The 23,052-nt window shown below is 65.8% G+C and carries 16 protein-coding genes; 6 read left to right on the forward strand and 10 right to left on the reverse strand.

Annotated features, from left to right (window positions below):
- Position 1: 1 nt before the first annotated feature.
- Positions 2-1,855, reverse strand: coding sequence for a hypothetical protein (locus tag JAO74_RS01225; RefSeq protein ID WP_199034227.1), 1,854 nt, complete (start codon positions 1,853-1,855; stop codon positions 2-4).
- Positions 1,852-3,180 (reverse strand): MFS transporter, encoded by a 1,329-nt coding sequence (locus JAO74_RS01230; RefSeq protein ID WP_199034229.1) that lies wholly within the window; start codon positions 3,178-3,180, stop codon positions 1,852-1,854. The genes JAO74_RS01225 and JAO74_RS01230 overlap by 4 nt, the downstream gene beginning before the upstream one ends.
- 495 nt (positions 3,181-3,675) lie before the next feature.
- On the opposite strand from JAO74_RS01230, the gene JAO74_RS01235 reads away from it, so the two are divergent.
- Positions 3,676-6,393: a TonB-dependent receptor gene (locus tag JAO74_RS01235; protein WP_332908699.1), complete on the forward strand. Its 2,718-nt coding sequence runs from the start codon at positions 3,676-3,678 to the stop codon at positions 6,391-6,393.
- A gap of 14 nt (positions 6,394-6,407) precedes the next feature.
- On the forward strand, positions 6,408-7,664 hold the full coding sequence (locus JAO74_RS01240; protein WP_199034233.1) for a family 43 glycosylhydrolase: 1,257 nt from the start codon (positions 6,408-6,410) through the stop codon (positions 7,662-7,664).
- A 25-nt stretch (positions 7,665-7,689) separates the two neighbouring features.
- On the opposite strand, the gene JAO74_RS01245 is transcribed toward JAO74_RS01240, so the two are convergent.
- Entirely contained in the window at positions 7,690-9,204 is a 1,515-nt protein-coding gene (locus tag JAO74_RS01245; RefSeq protein ID WP_233150537.1) for a glycoside hydrolase family 32 protein, read from the reverse strand.
- 97 nt (positions 9,205-9,301) lie between these two features.
- Here JAO74_RS01245 and JAO74_RS01250 point away from each other — a divergent pair, with 97 nt between their 5' ends.
- The 4 genes from JAO74_RS01250 to JAO74_RS01265 all read left to right on the forward strand — a co-directional run bounded on the left by JAO74_RS01250 (position 9,302) and on the right by JAO74_RS01265 (position 15,768).
- Positions 9,302-11,365, forward strand: coding sequence for a glycoside hydrolase family 97 protein (locus JAO74_RS01250; RefSeq protein ID WP_233150538.1), 2,064 nt, complete (start codon positions 9,302-9,304; stop codon positions 11,363-11,365).
- 123 nt (positions 11,366-11,488) lie between these two features.
- Positions 11,489-12,172, forward strand: coding sequence for a Fe2+-dependent dioxygenase (locus JAO74_RS01255; protein ID WP_199035104.1), 684 nt, complete (start codon positions 11,489-11,491; stop codon positions 12,170-12,172).
- Positions 12,173-12,275: 103 nt separating this feature from the next.
- Positions 12,276-13,787, forward strand: coding sequence for an ATPase domain-containing protein (locus JAO74_RS01260; RefSeq protein WP_269845913.1), 1,512 nt, complete (start codon positions 12,276-12,278; stop codon positions 13,785-13,787).
- 1 nt (position 13,788) lies between these two features.
- The gene (locus JAO74_RS01265; protein WP_199034235.1) at positions 13,789-15,768 is read left to right on the forward strand and encodes a PAS domain-containing hybrid sensor histidine kinase/response regulator; all 1,980 of its coding nucleotides are present in this window, start codon (positions 13,789-13,791) and stop codon (positions 15,766-15,768) included.
- 6 nt (positions 15,769-15,774) lie between these two features.
- Here JAO74_RS01265 and JAO74_RS01270 read toward each other — a convergent pair whose 3' ends face one another.
- Genes JAO74_RS01270 through mbhE form a run of 7 tightly spaced genes read right to left on the reverse strand, consistent with a single transcriptional unit; the run spans position 15,775 to position 23,006 of the window.
- Positions 15,775-17,427, reverse strand: a complete 1,653-nt coding sequence (locus JAO74_RS01270; RefSeq protein ID WP_199034237.1) for an NAD(P)/FAD-dependent oxidoreductase — start codon at positions 17,425-17,427, stop codon at positions 15,775-15,777.
- A gap of 47 nt (positions 17,428-17,474) precedes the next feature.
- Positions 17,475-17,825: a monovalent cation/H(+) antiporter subunit G gene (gene mnhG / locus JAO74_RS01275; RefSeq protein WP_199034239.1), complete on the reverse strand. Its 351-nt coding sequence runs from the start codon at positions 17,823-17,825 to the stop codon at positions 17,475-17,477.
- Positions 17,822-18,097 carry an MrpF/PhaF family protein gene (locus tag JAO74_RS01280; protein WP_199034241.1) on the reverse strand — a complete coding sequence of 92 codons (276 nt, stop codon included), beginning with the start codon at positions 18,095-18,097 and terminating at the stop codon, positions 17,822-17,824. Before JAO74_RS01280 ends, mnhG begins: the two co-directional genes overlap by 4 nt.
- Positions 18,094-18,429 (reverse strand): Na+/H+ antiporter subunit E, encoded by a 336-nt coding sequence (locus tag JAO74_RS01285; protein ID WP_199034243.1) that lies wholly within the window; start codon positions 18,427-18,429, stop codon positions 18,094-18,096. The genes JAO74_RS01280 and JAO74_RS01285 overlap by 4 nt, the downstream gene beginning before the upstream one ends.
- A complete protein-coding gene (locus JAO74_RS01290) occupies positions 18,426-19,904 on the reverse strand; it encodes a proton-conducting transporter transmembrane domain-containing protein (protein ID WP_199034245.1) in 1,479 nt (492 codons plus the stop codon). The genes JAO74_RS01285 and JAO74_RS01290 overlap by 4 nt, the downstream gene beginning before the upstream one ends.
- Entirely contained in the window at positions 19,897-20,277 is a 381-nt protein-coding gene (locus JAO74_RS01295) for a sodium:proton antiporter (protein ID WP_233150539.1), read from the reverse strand. Before JAO74_RS01295 ends, JAO74_RS01290 begins: the two co-directional genes overlap by 8 nt.
- A complete protein-coding gene (mbhE, locus tag JAO74_RS01300; protein WP_199034255.1) occupies positions 20,274-23,006 on the reverse strand; it encodes a hydrogen gas-evolving membrane-bound hydrogenase subunit E in 2,733 nt (910 codons plus the stop codon). The genes JAO74_RS01295 and mbhE overlap by 4 nt, the downstream gene beginning before the upstream one ends.
- Between the last annotated feature and the right edge of the window lie 46 nt (positions 23,007-23,052).

Raw genomic sequence — 23,052 nt, forward strand, 5'->3', positions numbered from 1 at the left:
ATCACCCGGTCAGGTCGGGCCAGTCGAGCGTCGGTGGCTGGCTGTGGCGCCGCATCTCCAGAACGATCCGCGCACCCGAACCGGGCTCCAGCCGTACCGTAACGTCGCGGCGGCCGACGGCGATGCGCCGGTCGCCGATCCGCACCGCCTCGATCCGGTGTTCGCCATAGCCGCCGCCACGGATCACCATCCGCCGTGGCAGTGCCGGGTTCAGGTTCACCAGCGACAACGTCGTGCTGCCCTCCTCCAGTTTCTCGACCAGCGCGGCGACGTCTTCGGGCAGGCCCGGTCGCTGGCGATCCGCATCGAAATGGCGCAACCGCGTGAACAGCAGGGTGCCGCCCTGATTGGGGGAGTTGGGTGACCAGGGCGGCCGCGCGACATGGATCGCGCCCATCGTCTGGTGCAGCAGGGCGGTGACGGACACCGGATTGCGCTCGATCGGATTGTCCGCCAGCCGGGTCTGCGCGGTCGTTTTATCCTCGCGGACGCGGACCATCTGGGTTCGCACCAGGTCCATGTCGTCCATCAACGCCTGTTCGGCCCAACCCGGTGCCTTGCCGCCCAGGAAGTCGGTCCACGGCGTGGCCGCCATTGCGGCCCGATCGCTCTCGCGCATCGACAGATACCAGATTTCGCCGGTGTTGAGCCGATAGGGACCGGGCTTGAATCCGTACCAGCCCCGGTCGCCGTGCATCGTCGGCGCGGACAGGACGCCGTCAACGGTCCGCGAAGCCGCGTTGATCCGCGCATTCTGATCGCGCCACGCTTGCAGATAACGATCGTCGCCCGTCGCGAGATAGGCGTTCATGAAGCCCATGATCGCGCGCGGGATGCGGTTGCGATCCTCGCGCTTGCCGGTCACGGGCGAGACCGGGCTGAACCCCCAGCCATAGGTGCCGCCATACCATCGGCCGCGTGCGCCGCCGCCGATGCGGCCATCGACCCCGATGTTGCTCGGCAGGATGCCGTCATTGGCGCGGGCGCGGGCGGCCCATGCGTCGACATAGTCGAGCATCCAGTCGCGGAACCGCGTCTCGCCCGTCATCATCCATGCATTGAGACCGAGCGCGGTCGAATGGAGGTTCAGCGGGTTGTCGCCCATCGTCTCGGTATATTCGCGGTAATGCTCCAGCGTCTGGGCATAGCTGGTCTCGCCATGCACCATCTCGAACCGGCTGGTGTCGAACGGGTCGCCCGCCCAGTCGAGCATGGTGGCCGGGCGCATCAGCGGACCGATGCTGCCGTTGAACATCGACCGGATCAGCCGCAGCCTGGGATCGTAATTGGGTGCCTTCGGATCGCGGCCGGTGTAGAAATCGGCGAAGCGGCGAGTGCGGTCGATCAGGCGACGATCGCCGGGCGTGCACAGGCCCAGCTGATTGAACGTCGTCAGCCCCTCGCTGATATGTTGCCAGTCCATCTGCGGCGGAAATTCGCGGACGTACATGCCCTGCCGACCCATCGGCACGTCGCGGGTACGGGCGCGGGAGAATTGCGCGAAGTGCGCCTCCTGCACCGCGCGCGCCAGATCGAGGATGCCGGCGTCGCCACCGACCAGATAGAGATAGGGCCAGTCGTTGATCGCCTCGATCGCATCGTCGGGGCCGTCGTTGGCGCCCCAGCGCAGGAACGCCTCGATCTCGTGCCGGCGGTTGAAATAGCGATCGTGGAATGCACGCGCCGCGTCGCTTTGCATCGCGATCAGATGGCGTTGCAGCACGGCCCAGCGCGGCGGCGGCATCGGCGTATCGATGACGATCGCGGCGGTCGCGGCGCGGGCGATGCCCGGCAGCGCCATCGCCAGCGCCGCCACGCCGCCACTCGTCAATACGGCGCGTCGATCGATCGTCATGCGACCAGCTCCAGCCGTTCCAGCTTCTGGACGATGACGAAATAGGCGACGATGGTCAGCAGGCAATGCGCGCCGACGAACACCAGCGCGGTATCGAACGATCCCCCGCGCGCGACCAGTATGCCGACGACGATCGGCGTGACGATGCCGGCGGTGTTGCCGAACGTGTTGAACACACCGCCCGCCAGCCCGGCCAGCTTGCGCGGCGCCACGTCGGACATCACGGCCCATCCGAGCGAGGCGACACCCTTGCCGAAGAACGCCAGCGACATGATCGCGACCACGCCCCATTGGCTGTCGATGTAGACCGCCGCCATGATGAGGCTGGCCAGCAGCATCCCGCCCAGCAACGGTGCCTTGCGCGCCAGCGTGATCGACCCGGTGCGGGCGAGGATCCTATCCGATATCAAGCCGCCGACGATGCCGCCGGCGAAACCGCACAGTGCCGGCACCGCGGCGACGAACCCGGCCTGCAGAATGTCGAACCCGCGATCCTTGACCAGATAGATCGGAAACCACGTCACGAAGAAGTACGTCAGCACGTTGATGCAATATTGACCCAGATAGACGCCGATCATCATCCGGCTGGTCAGTAACTGGCGCACATTATGCCAGGTGAAGGTCGGCTCGCTGCCCTTGCGGTTCTGCGAGTCCAGCTCCACCAGCCCGCCGCCTTCACGGATCAGGTCGATCTCGGCCTGATTTGCCCATTTGTGTTTCACCGGATCGCGGATGAACGCGGAGAAGGCGACCATCGCGAGGAGGCCGAGCCCGCCCATGACGAAGAACACGGCCCGCCAGCTCGTCGTGTGGACGATCCAGCCCATCAGCGGTGCGAACGCGACCAGCGAGAAATACTGCGCGGAATTGAAGATGGCCGACGCCGTACCGCGCTCGTGCGCCGGAAACCACGCCGCGACGATGCGGGCATTGCCGGGGAAGGACGGCGCCTCGCACAGCCCGACCAGAAAGCGCATCACGAACAACTGCGTAACGACGGTGGCGCCGAAAAAGAAACCGGCGAACCCCTGGATCGCGGTGAAGACCGACCATGTCCCGATCGCCGCGATGTAGATCCAGCGCGTGCCGAACCGGTCGAGCAATGCGCCGCCCGGTATCTGCGCGGCGGCGTAGGACCAGGCGAAGGCGGACAGAATGAAACCCATCTGCACTGCGTTCAGCCCCAGTTCGTCGGACGCGGCCGAACCGGCGATCGAGAAGGTCGCGCGATCCGCATAGTTGAGCGAGGTGATGACGAAGATCAGCGCGATGATGAAATAGCGGACGCGCGTCGGGCGTACGATCGTTCCCGTTCCGTCCGTCATGCGCGATTCTCCCGTCCGATTTTCTGGTTCTCTTGTCGGATGGTCTAGGCGAACGATGGCCGCCCGTTCCATGCCGCAATGCAAATCGATTGATGTCCTGACAGCATCGTGCGCCGATGACCGGCCATCCGCACCGATGCGGTACGCGCATCGATCCAACCTCTTTTCGCCGACGAAATCATGGCGACCTTCGCCTAGCATCGACAGGTTGATGACAAGATTGATCCCGGTGTCATATGATGCCGACAAGACAGCGAATCAAAGGACCAGCGGCGGTCGTGAACAGTCGCGGCCGATACTTGCGTCATGATGGGGAGGATAAACATGGTTTCTTCTACGGTTGCGCTTCGTCGACATTTCATCGGTGGTGTTTCGGCTGCGGTCATCGCAATCGCCTGGTTATCGCCCGCTGTCGCCCAAACTGTTGATGCAGCGCAGGAAACGCCGTCTTCCCCGCAAACTGACGATGCGCCCGAGCCCAGTGCGCCCGATATCGTGGTAACCGGTTTCCGCAGCTCCATCCAGAGCGCGCAGATCGAAAAGCGCCGCGCCACGGGCGCGGTCGATGTCATCAAGTCCGAAGACATCGCCAAGTTTCCCGACAACAATCTGGCCGAATCGCTCCAGCGCATTCCCGGCGTCGCCATCTCGCGCGAAGGCGGCGAGGGGCGCAGCATCGCGGTGCGCGGGCTTGGCCCCGAATATACCCGCGTGCGGATCAACGGCATGGAGGCGGTGGCCACGACGGGCGGCTCCGATGCCGGCGGCGCGGTCAATCGCGGTCGCGGTTTCGATTTCAATGTCTTCGCGTCGGAGCTGTTCAACTCGCTGACGGTCCGCAAGACCGCCTCTGCTTCGGTCGAGGAAGGGTCGCTGGGCGCGACCGTCGACTTGCAGGCCGCGCGCCCGCTCGATTTCCGCGACCGTTTCGTCGTCGCCGGGTCGGCGCGCGCCGGATATAACGACCTGTCGAAAAGCTGGGACCCGCGTCTTGCCGGCCTCGTCAGCTGGCAGAACGGCTCCGGCACGCTGGGGGCACTGTTCTCCGCCGCCTATTCCACCCGCACCATCGACGAGACGGGGCATTCGACGGTGCGCTGGAGCCCCACCGGTGCCAATGGCGGCTTCAACGCCGCGTCCACCCTGCCGGGATACAGTATCGCCCAGATCAATACGGTGCCCGCCACCAACGGATCGAACTGGGGCAATCTGATCTATCATCCCCGCATCCCGCGATACGACACATGGTCGAACGACATCGAACGGCTGGGTCTGACCGGTGCCGTGCAGTGGAAACCGAACGATGGCACGGAGATCGTGATCGAGGGGCTGTACGCGAAGTCCAAGACCGAGCGGCAGGAAAACTATATCGAGGCACTGTCGTTCAGCCGCACCGGCGCGACCGGCAAGGCGCAGTCGATCATCCGCACGGGTGAGGTCGACGACCGAAACAATCTGGTCTACGGTGTCTTCGACGATGTCGATGCCCGCATCGAATCCCGCCGCGATGAATTCAGTACGACCTTCTATCAGGCCAACACGGTCCTGAAGCAGGAGATCACCGATCATTTCCGCCTGAACGGCTATGTCGGTTACTCGAAGTCCACGTTCGACAGCCCCGTCCAGACCACCGTCGTGCTCGACCGGCTGAACACGGACGGGTTCAGCTGGGATTACCGCGACAACGATCGCCTGCCGACGATGAACTGGGGCTTCGACACCGCGAACCCGGCCAGCTGGTCGTTCATCAATGGCACCTCCGACATCCGCATCCGCCAGAACGAGGTAAAGAACGACTTCCTGTCGACCAAGCTCGCCGGCGAGTGGGACGTGACGGATGGCTTCAAGCTGTCGGTCGGCGGCGAGTATCGACGTTTCCGGTACGACACGTTCGAATCGCGCCGCTTCGTCGCGGAAACCAGTTCCGGTACGCTGACGGCGGCGCAGGTCGCGGCGCTGACATCGCCGTTCAACGGCGCCACCGGCGATCCGACGCGCAGCAGCTACGTCATCCCCAATCTGCAGGGGTTCATCGACACGCTCGGCATCTATTGCAACTGTGTCAGGAACATCAACGGCCAACAGGTCGACTTTCGCGTCAACGGCCGCGACGTGGCGGGTACGAACCCCAACGCCACCGCCGCCAGCAACACCGGCAACATCAAGGAAGTCGACAAGGCGCTGTGGTTCATGCTCGATTTCGAGCGGGAACTGGGTGGCATCACCTTCCGCGGCGATGCCGGTGTCCGTTACGTGAGGACCGGGCAGACATCGTTCGGCTACGGGCTGGCCAGCGGTGCCGCCAATCCGATCACGGTCAAGCGCAACTATGACAACTGGTTACCATCGATCAATCTGGTCGCGGAGCTGACGAGCAACCTGCAACTCCGCTTCGGCGCCGCGCAGGTCATCACCCGCCCCGGTCTCGGTGCGCTGTCGCCCGGCGGCAACCTGACGTTGCAGGCCGCCAACCAGGTGTTCAACCAGGGCAATCCCTTCCTGAACCCGACCGAGGCATCCAATCTGGACGTGTCGGCGGAATGGTATTTCGCGCGCGGATCGCTGCTCGCGGTCAGCCTGTTCCAGAAGAACATCGGGTCGCTCAGCGGCACGCAGATCTCCACGCTGGTGCCGTTCAACCAGCTCGGCTTCCCGCTGAACCTTGCGACCGATCAAGGACTCGCGGTCGACGTGCCCGTCACCGTGCGCCGGACGATCAACGGCGAGGGCGGCAAGCTGAAGGGCTTCGAGATCAATTATCAGCACCAGCTGTCGTTCCTGCCCGGCATCCTGCGCAACCTCGGCGTCCTGACCAACTACACCTATGTGAAGGCCGATCTGAGATATCCGGGGCCGGGCGGGGTCGGCACCGTCATCGGGCCGCTCACCAACCTGTCGAAGCACACCGCCAACGGTACGTTGTTCTACGAGGACTCGCTCCTCAGCATGCGCGGGTCGGTGTCGTACCGGTCGGGCTATGTCGAGGCGTTCGGCGGCGGTGCGCGCGACCAGAATAATGAGGAGGGGGTCAACGGCGCGCTGAACGTCGATGCCTCGATCGGCATCAACATCACCAAGAACATCACGCTGACGGTCGAGGGCAACAACCTGACCGACGAACCGAAGGATCAGTACATCGACGCCACGGACCGCGTGGTGCTCAACCATCGGTTCGGCCGGCAATTCTATTTCGGCGCACGCTTCAAGTTCTGATCGGAGACACGACGATGACCGACGGTTCCTCGATCGATCGCCGCATGGTCCTTGCGGGTGGTGTGGCGCTGCTTGCCACCACACCGCGTGTCATGGCGCAGGGGGCGACTGTCCGGAAGCGACCGCCGTTTCCCATCGAGGACGATGTCGGCCGCCGCGTCGCGCCGCCGCCGGCCGGTTATTTCGATGTGAAGGGGCGCAGCGGCCCCGGCCAGCGCGTCACGCCCGCCACGGAGCGTGGCGGCTGGGTCACCAGCGAGGCGGCGGTCGATCGCAAGGGCGTGCGCTATCGCGGCCCCGGACCGGCACCGGCCAATCTGTTGCCATGGGGCGAATCGGATTCCGGCCGCGTCGTGTCGCAGGGTCTGATTCCGCCGGTGAAGCCGCTGCTTCATGTCCATCTGCGTGACACGATCGTCTGTCTGGGCGGCGATGGAAACTATTACATGACCGGATCGACCGGCGACGACATCTGGAAACAGAATGACGGTGTCGAACTCTGGCGCTCGCCCGATCTGAAGCGTTGGGATTATCTGGGACTGGTCTGGAGCATCGAACGCGACGGCGGCTGGGAAAAGAACTGGACCGTCCGCAAGGGCGATTATTTCCGCGCGGTCTGGGCGCCCGAAATCCACTTCATCAACGGCAATTACTACATCTGCCATTCGATCAGCCGATCGGGCATCGCGATCCTGCGCAGCACGACCGGCCGTGCGGAGGGGCCGTATGTTCACGCCTTCTCGCCCGACGCGCCGCTGCGCAACGGTATCGACGCGACGCTGTTCGGCGACGACGACGGTTCGGTCTACCTGACCTATGGCGGCGCGTTCGAGATGGTCCGCCTGAAGAAGGACCTGTCGGGCTATGACGGCGACTGGCAACCGATCGTGCTGGAAACCCCCGACCCGGACCCGGCCCATCACAACAAGAAATGCATCCGGCATGATTACAAGGATATCGGGTTCGAGGGCGCGACCATGTTCAAGCATGATGGCCGCTATTATCTGGGCGCCGTCGATCGCTTCGTCCCCAACCGCTATTCCTTCGCGCTCGCGACGTCCGACAAGCCGTTCGGCCCTTACCGCGACCGGTATGAAAGTGTGCCGTGCGGTGGCGGCGGCAACATCTTTCGCGACAAGCAAGGCCGCTGGTGGTGCACCATCTTCGGCAACGACGACGAAGCGCCGTTCCGCGAAAAGCCCGGCATCGTTCCGGCACGGATGGACGAGAAGGGGCATCTGGTCGCCGATTTCCGCCCGCGCGACATCTAGGCAGTATCGCTTGCCGTGATCGCCGTCACTGCCGCCGCGCCGATGCCGCCGGATCGATCGCCGCGATGCTCAGGCGGCTGATGTCCGCCGACCCGCCGGTCGTGCTGGCCGCCCAGGTCAGCGGGCCTTTGCCTGGATAGAAACGGTCGGTGATCGTACGGGTGCCGTCGGCGGCATAGAGTTCGATGATCGAGCGATCGATCAACAGGCGCAACGTGACGGAACCGGTGCCACTTGGCAGGCGTGCCACATGCCGGTCCGCAAAGGCATCGTGGAAATGCGGGCCGGACCGGGTGCGGTCGATGAACACTTCCCGTGTCGCGGGCGTGTAGCCGACCAGCGTCTGATATCCTTGCGCATCGCTCAGCGTCAGGACGATCTGTTTCGCATCGAGCGGATCGATGGTCATCGTGGCATCCGCGCTATCGCCGGGTAGCGGCAATGGCGTGGGCGTCGCCGTCAGGCGGATATGGTCGATCTGCCGGATCGGCCCATGATGGCTATCCAGTTCGCGCACCGGCGCTTGCACGACCCGCCAGTCGCTTCCATCCCGGCGCAGGGACAGGACGCGCGGCACGGTCATCAGTCCGCGGGCGGGATAGGTCGGGATGTCGTTGGCGTAGCGCCAGTCATTGGCCCAGCCGATCCAGATACGGCGACCATCGGGCACGTCGTTCCACGACACCGCCGCATAGAAATCCGCGCCGGCATCCATCCAGTGCGGCTCTCCCGACCAGTCCGGCTCCAGCGTGAAGCGGGTGCCGTCGAACGATCCGACGAACCACTGGCCGCCCGATCCGCCACCGGGGCCGTTATCGCCCTGACTGACGCTCAGCACCCACCGCTTCTCGCCGGGACGACCGTTCGCGACGGGCAACTCGAATAGATCGGGACATTCCCAGTTCTTCCCCCGTGCGCCGGCGGGGCCGAAATCGCTGGCGTGAGTCCAGTGCTTCAGATCGGGCGAGGTATAGATCGTCGCCCTGTTCTCAATCGCCCGGACGGCGATCATCACCCACCGGTGCGTGTCGTCGTGCCAGAACACCTTCGGGTCGCGGAACTCGGACGATCCGATGTCGAGAACCTTGCCATAGGGCGTGAAGGTCCGGCCGCGATCGTTGCTGTAGGCGGCATATTGCGACTGGTTCTTCGTGACGGGATCGAAGCCGGTGTAGATGGCGACCATCGCGGGCTTGCCCGCCCGCCCGAAGCCGCTGGTGTTCCGCCGATCGACGACGGCGCTGCCCGAAAATGCCATCACGTCCGTCTCGGGGATCGCCAAGGGCAGTTCTTCCCATGTGACCAGATCGCGGCTGACGGCATGGCCCCAGCTCATATGCCCCCACCGGTCTCCGTGCGGATTATATTGATAGAACAGGTGGTACTCGCCACCGTACCAGACCAGGCCGTTGGGATCGTTCATCCAGTTTCGGGCAGGCGCGAAATGATAGCGGGGCCGCGGATCGGGTTGCGGCCATTGCGCGGCGGCGACGGTGGTCAACATGCCGCATAGAACGACGAACAACGATGCCAGACGCATGGCGATCTCCCGATCCGATCATATCATCACACCGCCGACCGGCCTTCGATCGACTGGATGATGGTGTATTGCAAACGATTGCTATGCCAATTATGCCATGTCGCGCAACGCCCGCAAAGCAGGTCGGGCGGGCATGGGCGAGGGGGCGATGATGCATCGTTGGGCGGTTCCGGCATTGGTGGGTTCCATGGTGTCGGCGGCACCCGCAGCGGCGCAGGAGTGGCGATCGATCCGATCCCCCGATGGCCGCATCGTCGTCGATCTGGCGGTGGACAAGGGCGATGCCGTCTATCGCGCCTCGTTCAAGGGGCGGCCGATCCTCGACCGGTCGAAACTGGGATTCCGGTTCAAGGACGCCGCACCCCTCGATACCGGCTTCCGTATCCTGAAGGCGCAACCGCTGGCGCATGACGCCGCTTGGCAGCAGCCATGGGGCGAACGGCGCCAGATGCGCGAGCGGTACAACGGCCTCGCGATCACGCTGGCGGCGGTGGATGGCCGTACGCTGGGCGTTGAATTCCGGGTGTTCGATGACGGCTTCGGTTTCCGCTATACGCTGCCGGGTGCGGCCGGCGACCGGTTGATCGTCGGCGACGAGGCGACCGAATTCCACTTCGCGCATAATTACCGCGCCTGGTCGATCCCCGCCTATCGCGAGAAATACAGCGAATATGAATATAGCCGATCGGCCCTGTCGGCGATCCAGACCGCGCAGACGCCGTTGACGTTGGAGGGGGACGGCATCGCACTGGCGGTTCACGAGGCGGCTTTGGTCGATTTCCCGTCGATGAACCTGCGCATGCCCGACGAGAACAGCCGCACGCTGAAGGCCGATCTGTCACCCTGGTCGAACGGTGATCGCGCGCGCGTGCAAGGCGGGCAGGCGACCCCGTGGCGGGTGGTGATGGTGGCCGACGATGCCGCGCATCTGGCGGACTCGACGATCGTCCTCAACCTGAACGAGCCCAACCGGCTGGGCGATGTGGCGTGGGCGGTGCCGCAGAAATATATCGGCATCTTCTGGGCGATGCATACCGGCCTGCTGACATGGGAGCCTGGCCCGAGGCTGGGCGCGACCACCGATCGCACCAGGCAGTATATCGACTGGGCGGCGGCGCATGGTATCAAGGGCGTGCTGGTCGAGGGCTGGAACGTCGGCTGGGATGTGCCGGAATGGTGGAAGAACGGCCATTCGCGCTTCGTCCTCGACCGCGCGCAGCCGGCATTCGATATGCCCGTTGTCTCGGCTTATGCGAAGGCGAAGGGCGTGAACCTGATCGGGCATCACGAAACCGGCGGTCAGGTGAAGGACTATCTGGCGCAACTGGAACCGGCGCTCGATTATTACGACCGCTACGGCGTGCGGTCGATCAAGCTCGGCTATGTCGGCACGAAGCTCGACCTGACGGAATGGCCGGACGGGCAATATGCCGTTGAGGCTTTCCAGAAGGTGGTGGAGGCCAGCGCCCGCCACCGGATCGCGATCTTCCCGCACGAACCCGTCAAGGATACCGGCCTGCGCCGAACCTGGCCCAATTTGATGAGCCGCGAGGGCGCGCGCGGTCAGGAATATAATGGCGGCAGCCCCGATACCGGCAACGCGCCGGACCACACGACCATCCTGCCGTTCACGCGGTTGCTGTCCGGGCCGTTCGACTACACGCCGGGCGTATTCCACTTCGATTATCGCGCGACGCGGCCGAACAACCGCGTTCCCTCCACACTCGCCAACCAGCTGGCGCTGTACGTCGTGCTCTATAGCCCGGTACAGATGGCCGTCGATCTGCCCGAGCATTATGACGAGCATCCGGGCGCCTTCCGCTTCATCCGCGACGTGCCGACCGATTGGGAACAGTCGCGGACCCTGCAGGGCCGGATCGGCGATTACGCCGTCGTCGCCCGACAGGATCGTGCCGGCCCGGACTGGTATCTGGGCGCGATCACCAATGGCGAGGCGCGCACGCTGAAGGTGCCGCTCGATTTCCTGACGAAGGGCCGCCGGTACGAGGCGCAGATCTATGCCGACGGTCCGGGCGCCGACTGGCGCACCGCGCCCGAGCGGATCGCCATCAGCAGCCGGACCGTGACCGACGTCGATATGCTTGATCTCGTTCTCGCGCCGGGCGGTGGACAGGCCATCCGGTTCAGGGCGCTCGACTGACGGCCGACGGCGCCATGGCCGGCACCGGCGTTGACGGCGATAATCATTCGCAATAATGCCGATGTGCTCGCCGTTGCCGTCGCGATCCCCGCCTGCTCGGTCACGCTTCCAGGGGCCGACGCCATGTTGATCGCCATTCCCGATGTCTTGTCGCCCGTCGAACTGGCGCGGGTGCGCGCCCTGCTCGACGCTGCCGACTGGATCGACGGCAACGCCACCTCCGGCGCGCAATCGGCGCTCGCCAAGCGCAACGAGCAACTGCCGGAAGGATCGGCGGCGGCGCGGGAAGCGGGAGGCATCGTGCTCGACGCGCTGGGCCGTTCGCCGCTGTTTATCGCCGCCGCCCTGCCGCTGAAAGTGTTCCCGCCGCTGTTCAACCGGTATGGCGACGGCCACAGCTTCGGCACGCATGTCGACAACGCGATCAGGATGCAGCGCGGCAGCGATTTCCGCATTCGCAGCGACCTGTCGGCCACGCTCTTTCTCGCCGATCCCGACAGCTATGACGGCGGCGAACTGGTGGTCGAGGAGCAGTTCGGCGATCAGCGGGTGAAGCTGCCTGCCGGCCACATGGTTCTCTATCCGGCGTCCAGCCTGCACCATGTCACGCCGGTCACGCGCGGGCGGCGCGTGGCATCGTTCTTTTGGATACAGTCGATGGTTCGCGACGATGGCGAACGCCGGCTGTTGTTCGAGCTGGATCATGCGGTCCAGGACGTCGCCGGCCGCCATGGCCATGCCGATCCGGCGGCGATCCGGCTGACGGGCGTCTATCACAATCTGCTGCGTCGCTGGGGCGATGCATAGGGCAGCGGATCGGACCCATGGATGCTAGGCGAGCAGCTGATTATCCCGTATCGCGTCCATCACTTGCGGTGCATCGTGCCGGGGTGAACGAGGGGATCGTCGCTTGTCGTCAGAAGATATACTGCCCGCGCTTGCGCTGACGGGCATCAAGGGGCTGGACGATATCCTCAACGGCGGGTTGACGCCGGACCGGATGTATCTGGTCGAAGGGACGCCGGGCACGGGCAAGACGACGCTCGGGCTGGGCTTCCTGCTGGCCGGCGCGGAAGTCGGCGACACCGGTCTTTACATCACCCTCGCCGAAACCGAGGTCGAACTGCGCGCCGTCGCGAAGACTCACGGCTGGTCGCTCGATGCGCTGACGTTGTTCGAGATGGTGCCGGTCGATGGCCTGGGCGAGGATCAGGAACAGACACTCCTCCACCCCAGCGAGGTCGAACTGGGCGAGACGATCCGCGACATGATGGCCAAGGTCGACGAACTACGCCCGACGCGCGTCGTGATCGACAGCCTGTCGGAACTGCGGCTGCTGGCGCAAAGCCCGATCCGCTATCGCCGCCAGATCCTCGCGCTGAAACATTTCTTCTCGACCCGGCAATGCACGGTTCTGTTCCTCGACGACAAGAGTGCAAGCGGCAGCGACCTGCAATTGCACAGCATCGCGCACGGCGTGATCGCCCTCGAACAGGTCCTGTCCGGTTTCGGCGCACAGCGACGGCGACTGCATGTTGTGAAGATGCGTGGCGTGCGTTTCCGCGGCGGCTATCACGATTTCGAGATCGAGCGTGGCGGCCTGTGTGTCTATCCGCGGCTGGTCGCTGCGGAACATGATGCACGGGAGGCGGGCGACACGGTATCCACCGGATCGTCCGAACTGGACGCGCTGCTGGGCGGCGGGCTAGTGCCGGGAACCGCGACATTGCTGACCGGGCCGGCGGGCGTCGGCAAGACGACCGCGTCGGTCCAGTGCATGGTGGCCGCCCTGAAACGAGGGGAGAAGGCCGCCTATTTCCTCTTCGACGAACGCCTGCCGACCCTGATGACCCGCAGCGCCGCGCTCGGCATGGACCTGCAACCCTATCTAGATAGCGGCACGCTTTCGATCCGGGCGATCGATCCGGCGGAGATGTCGCCGGGACAATTCGCCGGGTCGATCCAGGCGGCGGTCGAGGAAGACGGCGCTCGCGTCGTCATTATCGACAGCCTGAACGCCTATCTGCAATCGATGCCCAACGAGCAATTCCTGGTGCTCCAGATGCACGAGATGCTGACGTATCTTGGACAAAAGGGCGTCGTCAGCCTGCTGATCCTGGGTCTGCACGGCGTGATGGGCGATATCCGGTCGGATGTGGACCTCAGCTACCTGTCCGATACCGTCGTGCAGTTGCGCTATTTCGAGGCGCATGGCGAAGTGCGTCAGGCGATTTCCGTCATCAAGACCCGCACCGCACGGCACGAAAGGGCGATCCGCGAGTTTCAGATAGGCAGCAACGGCTTGCAGGTCGGGAAGCCGCTGCACGATTTCCAGGGCGTGCTGACGGGCGTTCCCACTTTCTCCGGTGAAGGCAAGACGTTGATGGCAAGCCGGATGGGATCAATGGACGCACACGGATAATATGGAGGGCAGGGTCCTCATCCTGGCGCCCCGTGGTCGCGACGCGGCGATCGCCGCTGGTCTGCTGGCGCGTAACGACATCCGCGCCGAAGTCTGTGCCGATCAGGTGGCGCTGTTGACGGCATTGCGGGCCGGTGCCGACGTCGTGATGCTGACCGAAGAGGCGTTGGTGATGACCGATCCGGCCGCGCTGACGGCTTGGGTAGCAGCACAGCCGGCATGGGCGGATATCCCGTTCGTCGTCCTTGCCAATGGTACCAGGGCACCGCGAACGGCGATGGCGACGCAGCGCCTGGCCGATCTGGGCAATGTCGTGTTGCTGGAACGACCGCTCCATGCCGAGGCGATGCTGGGCGCGGTGCGATCCGCCTTGAAGGCGCGGCATCGCCAATATGAACTGCGTGACGCCGCCGACACGCTCGAACGCGCGGTCGTCGACCGGACCCGCGATCTGGAGGCGGCACGCGACAGTCTCGAAATCGCACTCGATGCGGCCGCGATGGGTAGCTGGGATCTCGATCTGGTGACGGGCGACGCGCGGCGTACGCCGCGTCATGACGAGATATTTGGCTATGCGACGATGCTCGATCGGTGGGATAAGGATATGTTTCTCAACCACGTCGATCCGGCCCAGCGCGCCATGGTCGACAAGACGTTTGATGATGCGCTGAAATCCGGTACGCTGGATGTCGAATGCGCGATCACCGCCGCGACGGGGGAAAGTCGCTGGATCGTGGCACAGGGGCGGGTGCGATACGGCGCCGATGGCACGCCGGTGCGGATGACCGGCGTCATTTCCGACATCACCGACCGCCGCGAGGCCAATGCGCAACTGGCGCAGGCGCAGAAGATGGATGCGATCGGACAACTGACCGGCGGCGTGGCCCACGACTTCAACAACCTGCTGACGCCGATCGTCGGCAGCCTCGACCTGCTCCGCCGGCGTCACAAGGACGACGAGCGGACGCAGCGGATGATTAGCGGCGCATTGCAGGCGGCCGAGCGCGCCGCGACGTTGACGCAGCGGCTGCTGTCCTTCGCCCGCCGACAGGCGTTGCAACCGCGCGCCGTGGACGTCGGCGCGCTGATCGACGGGATCGTCGATCTGATCCGGCGGTCGCTGGGGCCGTCGATCGTCGTCAGCCTCGAAATCCCCCGGCATCTGTCGTCGGCGCGGGTCGATCCGAACCAGCTGGAACTGGCGCTGCTGAACCTCGCGATCAACGCGCGCGATGCGATGCCGGGTGGCGGCAAGCTGGTCATCGGTGTCGGCGATGTCGTCGTGGACGACCGCAACGGCGTCGGCCTTCAAGCCGGCAGCTATGTCCGCCTGATCGCGACCGACACCGGCACCGGCATGGATCGCGCCACGCTGGCCCGCGCCACCGAGCCGTTCTTCTCGACCAAAGGCGTCGGCAAGGGGACGGGGCTGGGCCTGTCGATGATCCATGGCCTCGCCGCGCAGTCCGGTGGCACGTTGCGCCTGAGCAGCGAGCCCGGTCGCGGCACGGCGGTGGAGTTATGGCTGCCCGCCACCGACGAAGCGGCGGCCGGCACCGGCGAGCAGAGCGCCGAACCCGTCGCGGCGCGGCGGGCGGCGACGATCCTGCTGGTCGACGACGAGGATCTGGTTCGCTCGGCCACCGCCGATATGCTGCGCGACATCGGTTATACCGTGATCGAGACGAATTCCGGGACGCAGGCGCTGAGCGCGATCCGTGCGGGGGCGGAGGCCGACATGCTCGTCAGCGACTATTTGATGCCGGGGATGACGGGCGGACAGCTCATCAACGAGGTGCGCGCATCGGGCATCCGGCTGCCGGCGCTGCTCGTCACCGGTTATGCGGCCGCGGGTGAGGATGTGCCGGCCGACGTCATGCGTCTCGCCAAGCCGTTCCGTCAGGTCGATCTCGCCGCGAAGGTCGATGAATTGCTGCGCACGGCCGCCGTCGGCCGCGCGCGGTTGAAGGTCGTCGACTGATCCGGTTCAGCGGTCGCGCCCGCCGCCGACCTGTCCCGCTGCACCCGTCAGTGCCAGCGCCACCGCCTCGGCGATCTTGATCCCGTCCACCGCCGCCGACAGGATGCCGCCCGCATACCCCGCGCCCTCGCCGGCCGGATAGAGCCCGGCGGTGTTGACGCTCTGGAAATCGTCGCCCCGCGTCACCCGGATCGGCGACGATGTCCGCGTCTCCACGCCGGTCAGCACTGCATCGGGATGATCGTAACCGGGTATCTCCCGCCCGAACGCTACCAGCGCCTCCCGCATCGCCGTTACCGCGAACTCCGGCAGGCAGGCCGCCAGATCGGTCAGCTCCACGCCGGGGCGATAGGACGGGATGACGCTGCCCAGCGCCGTCGATGGGCGCCCCGCCAGAAAGTCGCCCAGTCGCTGCGCCGGTGCCTTGTACGTGCCGCCGCCCACCTCGAACGCGCGCGTTTCCCAATGTCGTTGCAGTTCGATGCCGGCCAGCGGATGGCCTGGATAATCGCGCGCCGGATCGATGCCGACGACGATGCCGGAATTGGCATTGCGCTCGTTGCGCGAATACTGGCTCATGCCATTGGTCGCGACCCGCCCGACCTCCGATGTCGCTGCGACGACGGTGCCGCCCGGACACATGCAAAAGCTGTAGACCGTGCGCCCGTTCTTGCAGTGGTGCGACAGGCTGTACGCGGCGGCACCCAGATCGGGATGTCCGGCGCATGGCCCGAACCGCGCATGGTCGATCCAGCTTTGTGGATGTTCGATGCGGACGCCGATCGAAAACGGCTTGGCCTCCAGATACACGCCGCGATCGTGGAGCATGTGGAACGTGTCGCGTGCGCTGTGCCCGACCGCGAAGACCACCGGACCGGTCTCCATCACCTCGCCGCTGTGCAGGCGGATGCCGCGCAGGCGGCGTGCGCCATCGGCATCCTCGGCGATGTCGAGATCGTCGACCCGGTGTTCGAAGCGATATTCGCCGCCCAATGCCTCCACCGTCCGGCGCATGCTCTCGACCATCGTGACCAGCCGGAACGTGCCGATATGCGGGTGTGCCTCGGTCAGAATTTCGGGCGGCGCGCCGGCTTTCACGAACTCGATCAGCACCTTGCGGCCGAGGTGGCGGGGGTCCTTGATCTGGCTCCACAACTTGCCGTCGGAAAAGGTGCCGGCCCCGCCTTCGCCGAACTGCACGTTGGATTCGGGGTTCAGCTCGCTGCGCCGCCACAGGCCCCAAGTGTCCTTGGTCCGCTCGCGCACCACCTTGCCGCGATCGAGGATGATCGGGCGGAACCCCATCTGCGCCAGGATCAGCCCGGCGAACAGGCCGCAGGGTCCGGCACCCACCACCACCGGTCGCGGCCCCGCATAATCGGCCGGCGCCTTCGTCACGAAGCGGTATCCGGTGTCGGGCGTCGTATTTACATGCCGGTCGCGCCGGAACCGGGCGAGCACCGGCGCCTCGTTCTTCAGCGTCACGTCGACCGAATAGACGAGCTGGATGTCCATCTTGTCCCGCGCATCATGCGCGCGCCGGGCGATGGTGTAGCGGACCAGATCGCGCGGCGTGATGCGCAGCCGGTTGCGGATCGCGGCGGGCAACGCCTCCTCCGCATGGTTCAGGGGCAGCTTCAGATCGGTAATGCGCAACATACCGGCGACTTAGCGCCGCCGGCCCGCAATCGCCATGATCGATCGCGTCAGTCGGGTCGATCGGTCGGCTTCGCTTCGGCGCGATCGAGCACGTCAGCCAGCGGATCGTCGTCCACCCCCTCCATCCGGGCGCCCGACAGATAGGCCGCACGGCCCAGCAACTGCGCACCGATCGGCAGGGTCAGCAGCAGGAACAGGATCGTCAGCAACCCCGTCGACAACCGCGCCGTCTGGTCGAGCAACAGCACGCCCAGCACGATCAGGCTGGTCCCCAGCGTCCCCGCCTTCGTTGCGCTGTGCATCCGCTGAAACGGATCGGGCAACCGGACGAGGCCGATCGCCGCCACCAGCAGGAACCCGACGCCCAACGCCAGCATGGCGACCCCCAACACGATCATCGCCCGCCACCTTTCCGTTCCAGAAATACCGCGAAGGCCGCCGTCGCCACGAAATTGATGAGCGACAGGCCCAGCGCGATGTCCAGAAACGCGCTCCGCCCCGTCGATACCGCCGTCAGCGCCGAAAACGCCACCGCGACCGCCGTCAGCATGTCGAACGCGACGAACCGGTCGGCGAAGCTCGGTCCGCGCACCATCCGCCATCCGGCCAGACCCAGTGCGACGCACAGCACCACCGACAGGATGGCGGCGACCAGTTGCAGATCAATCACCGTTCCAGCTCCGCGATGGGGCGCTCGTACAGCCGCTTGAAGCGCGCGATCGTCGCCGCCGGATCGCGCGTATCCAGCACATGCAGATACAGGGTACGGCGATCGTCGGCGACATGCAGGCAGGTCGATCCCGGCGTCAGCGAGGTGAAATAGGCGAAAAGCGCCACCGCCCATGGCCGCTCCACCGCCACCGGCACCATCACGATCGCCGGATGCGTCTCGATCCGTGGCGACAGGACCAGCCGCGCCACCGCGAAGGACGAGAAGAACAGGTCGGCGACGAAGCTGACCGCCAGCACCACGACCGCGACGGCTTTGCGGAGGATGCTCATGAGCCTGTCCCTCCCAGCGCGTCCGCCGACAGCCGCGCGATCCGCAGCAGCGGTTCCGGCATCAGTCCGATCGCCAGCGTGACCGCCGACAGCACCGCCATGCCGGCCAGCATCGCGCCCGGCACCTTGCGCACCCGCCGCCCGCTCAGGCTCTTCCAGCACGCCTCCGACCAGATCGTCGCCATCGATACGATCGTCAGCATCGCCGCGACCAGCGCCGCCGCCGCGATCCACGCGCTGCCGCCGTCGAACGCGGCGCGGATCACCAGCAGCTTCGCCCAGAAACCCGACAGCGGCGGAATACCGGCCAGTGACAGGATCGGCACCGCGAACAGGAACGCGAACAAGGGATTGGACCGCGTCATCCCGCCCGCGCGCGTCAGGTCCCAGCTGCCCGTCGCGCGCCGGATCGCGCCGGCGCCCAGGAACAGGTTGGCCTGCAGGATCATCGAATGCACCATGTAGAAGACCGCCCCCGCCACGCCGTCGCGCGTGCCGATTGCCAGTCCCGCCGCCATATAACCGACCTGCGCCACGACCTGATATCCCAGGATGCGGCGGATATCGCTCTGCGCCAGCGCCGACAGCGCGCACAGGATCATTGTCGCCGCCGCCATGACGCCGATCGTCGTCAGCAGGGGGGGGCTGACCGCCGTGGTCGCGCCGATCCCGCCGAACACGCCGGCGACGATGACCAGCAGGGCGTAGAAACCCATCTTGGTCAGCAACCCCGCAAACGCCGCCGCCGCCGGCAGAGGCGCCGACGCATAGGACGCCGGCAACCACGCATGGAATGGAAACAGCCCGGACTTCAGCGCGAAACCGCACAGCAGCAAGGTCCCCGCCGCCGCGACCGCCACGCTCGGCGGACCGCTGCCCAATTGCGTCGCCAGCGTCTCCAGATCAAGTGTCCCCGCGACGCCATAGATGATGCCGATACCGGCCAGTACCGCCGTCGCCCCGACCATGCCGAACGCCGCATAGCGGATCGCGCCGCCGATCTGCGCCTCCCGCCGGTCGATCGTGATGAGACCCAGCGCGGCGAGCAACGCCAGTTCGAACCAGACGTACAGGTTGAACAGGTCGGTGGTCAGGAACGCGCCGTTGACCGCCGCCAGCATCGCGAGGCTCATCGCATCGTACCCACGCCGCCGCCGACGTGGCCCGATATCGGCATGGCCGTACAGCGCCACCGCGAGCGCGATGATCGACGCCACCACCACCAGCGCCGGGCCCGGCAGGCGGGCGGCGAACGCGATGCCGATCGCCTGTGGCCAGCCGCCGAACACCACCAGCGCCGCCGGTCCGCCATCGATCGCCCGCCGGATCAGCGCGATCGCGGCGATCAGCGTCGCGGCGACGGAGACGAAACCAAGCGCCTCGCACGCGCGTGGCCGGGTTCGCAGTAGCGCGGTGACCGCTACGCCCAGCAACGGAATGCCAACCGGCGCCAGCAGGACCAGCGGATCACCCATTGTCCGGGTCCAGAAGTTCGGGAGCGTCGGGCTGCTCGGTCGCCTCGACGGTGCGGGCATCCAGCGATCCCGTCGCCCGCCATGCGCGCAACACCACCGTCGCCAATACCACCGTCAGCGCGAAGCCGATGACGATCGCGGTCAGGATCAGCGCCTGCGCCAGCGGGTCCGCTGCGTCGCCCAAGCGGTCCTGGCCCGGCGCGATGATCGGTGGCTGGCGGTTGGAGAAGTCGCCGGCGGTGAACAGCAACAGGTTGGCGCCTGTCGACAACAGGGCAAGTCCCAGCATGATTCGCACGAGGTTGCGCGACAGGATCATATAGATCGCCGCCGCCATGATCGCGGCGACCGCAGCGGCATACAGCACGTTCATCGCGCCGCCTCGCGCTGCAACCCGAACAGGAACGCCAGCACCGCGCCGACGACGACCATGTACACGCCCAGATCGAACGAAATGGTCGTGCTCAATTTCGGCACCCAGCCATAGGGTTCGGTCCATAATTGCGTCATGAACGCCTGACCGCCCATCATGCCCGGCAGGCCGCTGACGATGGCAAGCACCAGACCCGCGCCGACCAGCGTCGATGGTTGCGCGCGCAACGTCCGCTCGGCGGATCGCACGCCCCGCGCCAGCGACAGGATCGCAAACGCCAGCGCCGCCGCCAGCCCGCCGACGAACCCGCCGCCCGGCTGGTCATGGCCGCGCCACAGGATGACGATCGATGCGACCAGCAACAGCACGAACAAGGGGCCGCTGGCGGCGGCGAAGCTGTAATGCACCGGTTGACCGGCATCGTCGCCGTCCCGCTTGCCGGGCCGCACGCCCAGCAACGATCCCGCCAGCAGCGCCGCGATGGCGATCACCGCGGTCTCGCCGAGCGTGTCGAATCCCCGGAAGTCGACGAGGATCACGTTGACGACATTATGCCCCTGTCCGGCGATGTAGCTCATCTGCCCGAACCAGTCGGCCGCGGGCGTGGCGTTCTGCACCGCCGCCATGTCGAGCAGTGTGACAAACATCACCATGCCGAACGATGCGGCGATGATGCCGTCCGTCCGTCGTTGCGAACCCGATCGCGTCGATTTCACGGACAGCGGAACGATCAGCAGCAGGGCGGTCAGCAGCACGACGATCAGCGCCTCGACCGCGAACTGCGTGATTGCCAGATCGGGTGCGCCGTTGGTCATGAAGGTGATCGCCACCGCAAACCCCGTCAGCCCCACCGCCACCATCGCCGTCAACAGGTTCTTCGCCCGCGCCGCCGCCAGTGCGCCCGCAACGCCGGTCAGCGTTACCAATATATCGCCAAGCATCGGCCGGTCGCCGATGACGATGCGCGGCGCCGCCCCAATCCGCCACCAGGTCGCGATCACCAGCGCGGCGATCACCCCGATCGTCGTCGCCAGATAGCGGCGAAGGTCGCCATGCTCCACCAGCCGCGTCAACGCCGCGCTGGCGCGCAACAGCGTACGGAGCAGACGTTCCCACATCCGCTCGATCCCGAAGCGTTCGAAGCCACCCTGACGCCGCAACCGCAGATGGATCGGCCGCCAGTAGCGCACGATCACGAAACCGATCGCGACGACGACCGCGCTCAGCGCCAGCATCGGCGTCAGCCCATGCCATACCGCCACGTCCACCTTCACCGGTTGTCGGTAGACGGCTGCCACCGCCGGACGGATCGCGACGCGGGTGATCCAGTCGGGTTCCAGGCTGATGACCAGTCCGGCCAGCGACAATAGCAGCGGCGGCACCGCGACCGACAGACTTTCGGGATGCTCGATCTCGATCGGATGATCCGCCTTCAGGAAGAACGGCTTCAGCGTGATGACCGCGGCGACGCCGACCATCACCGCGTTGACCAGCACCGCGATCGCCAGCGGGATCAGCTCCCAACTGCTCTCCAACTGCGCCTCGAACAGGAACTCCTTCGAGATAAAACCCAGAAACGGCGGGATGCCCGCCATCGACAGGCTGGCCCCAGTGCAAGCGAGCGCCGTCAGCGGTAAGGATTTGCGCAGGCCCCCCAGCGCGCGCAGACTGCCCAGTCCGGTCGAATGCAGCACCGATCCGGCGCAGAAGAACAGTGCCGCCTTGTACAGCGCATGCGCCAGCAGGAACCCGATCATCGCCACCGTCGCCGCCGGTCCGTCCAGCCCGACCAGCAACACGAGGATGCCGAGCGACGCGATCGTCGAATAGGCGAGCGCCGCCTTGAAACTCTCTGCCCGCAACGCCTGCGTAGCGGCGATCAGCATGGTGATGCAGGCGACGGTGATGAGGACGGTGCGCCCCCACCAGATACCCGCGACCAACGGTTCGAACCGCGCGAGCAGATATATGCCCAGCTTCACCATCGTCGCCGAGTGTAGATAGGACGATGCCGGCGTCGGTGCCTGCATCGCGTTCGGCAGCCAGAAATGGAACGGGAACTGCGCCGATTTGGTGAAGGCCGCGATCAGGATGCCGATGATGATCGGCGCCGCCAGCGGGCTCGCCAGTATCTCCGGCGCCCGGTCGATCGCACCCGACAGCGAATAGCTGCCCAGCACATGCCCGATCATCACCGTCGCGGCGACGAGGGCCAGGCCACCGCCGGCCGTGACCTGCAACGCCATGATCGCCGCACGGCGGGCACGGGCGCTGCGGCCGTCGAAACCGATCAGCAGGAACGACAACACGCTGGTCGCTTCCCAGAACACGATCAGCACCAGCATATTGTCGGCCAGCACCGATCCCAGCATCGCCGTCATGAACAACAGGATAAGCGTCAGGAACCGGCTGCGGTCCGGCCGCGACCTGTTGGTCAGGTAACCGCCCGAATAGATCGTCACCAACCCGCCGATGGCCGTAATCAACAGGCAGAACAGAAACGAGAAGCCATCGAGCCTCAGCGTCACGTCAAGACCCAGCGACGGCGCCCAGCGCCAGCTCTCGCTCCGCACCCAGCCACGCTCGATTACCGGCGCCAGCGCGATGAATGCGCCCAGTAGCCCGAACGGGAACAGCGCGACGACCAGCCCCGCGCCCTTCCCCATGATCCGGGCGACGAGCGGAACTATGCAACTGCCGACGAGCGCGACGAACAGGATCAGGAGCATAGCGCCCCTTCGGTACCAACCATCCTCACCGAACGCGCGTCGTCGC

Origin of the sequence: Sphingomonas mollis (assembly GCF_016427505.1) — a bacterium.
Taxonomy (GTDB): Bacteria; Pseudomonadota; Alphaproteobacteria; order Sphingomonadales; family Sphingomonadaceae; genus Sphingomonas; species Sphingomonas mollis.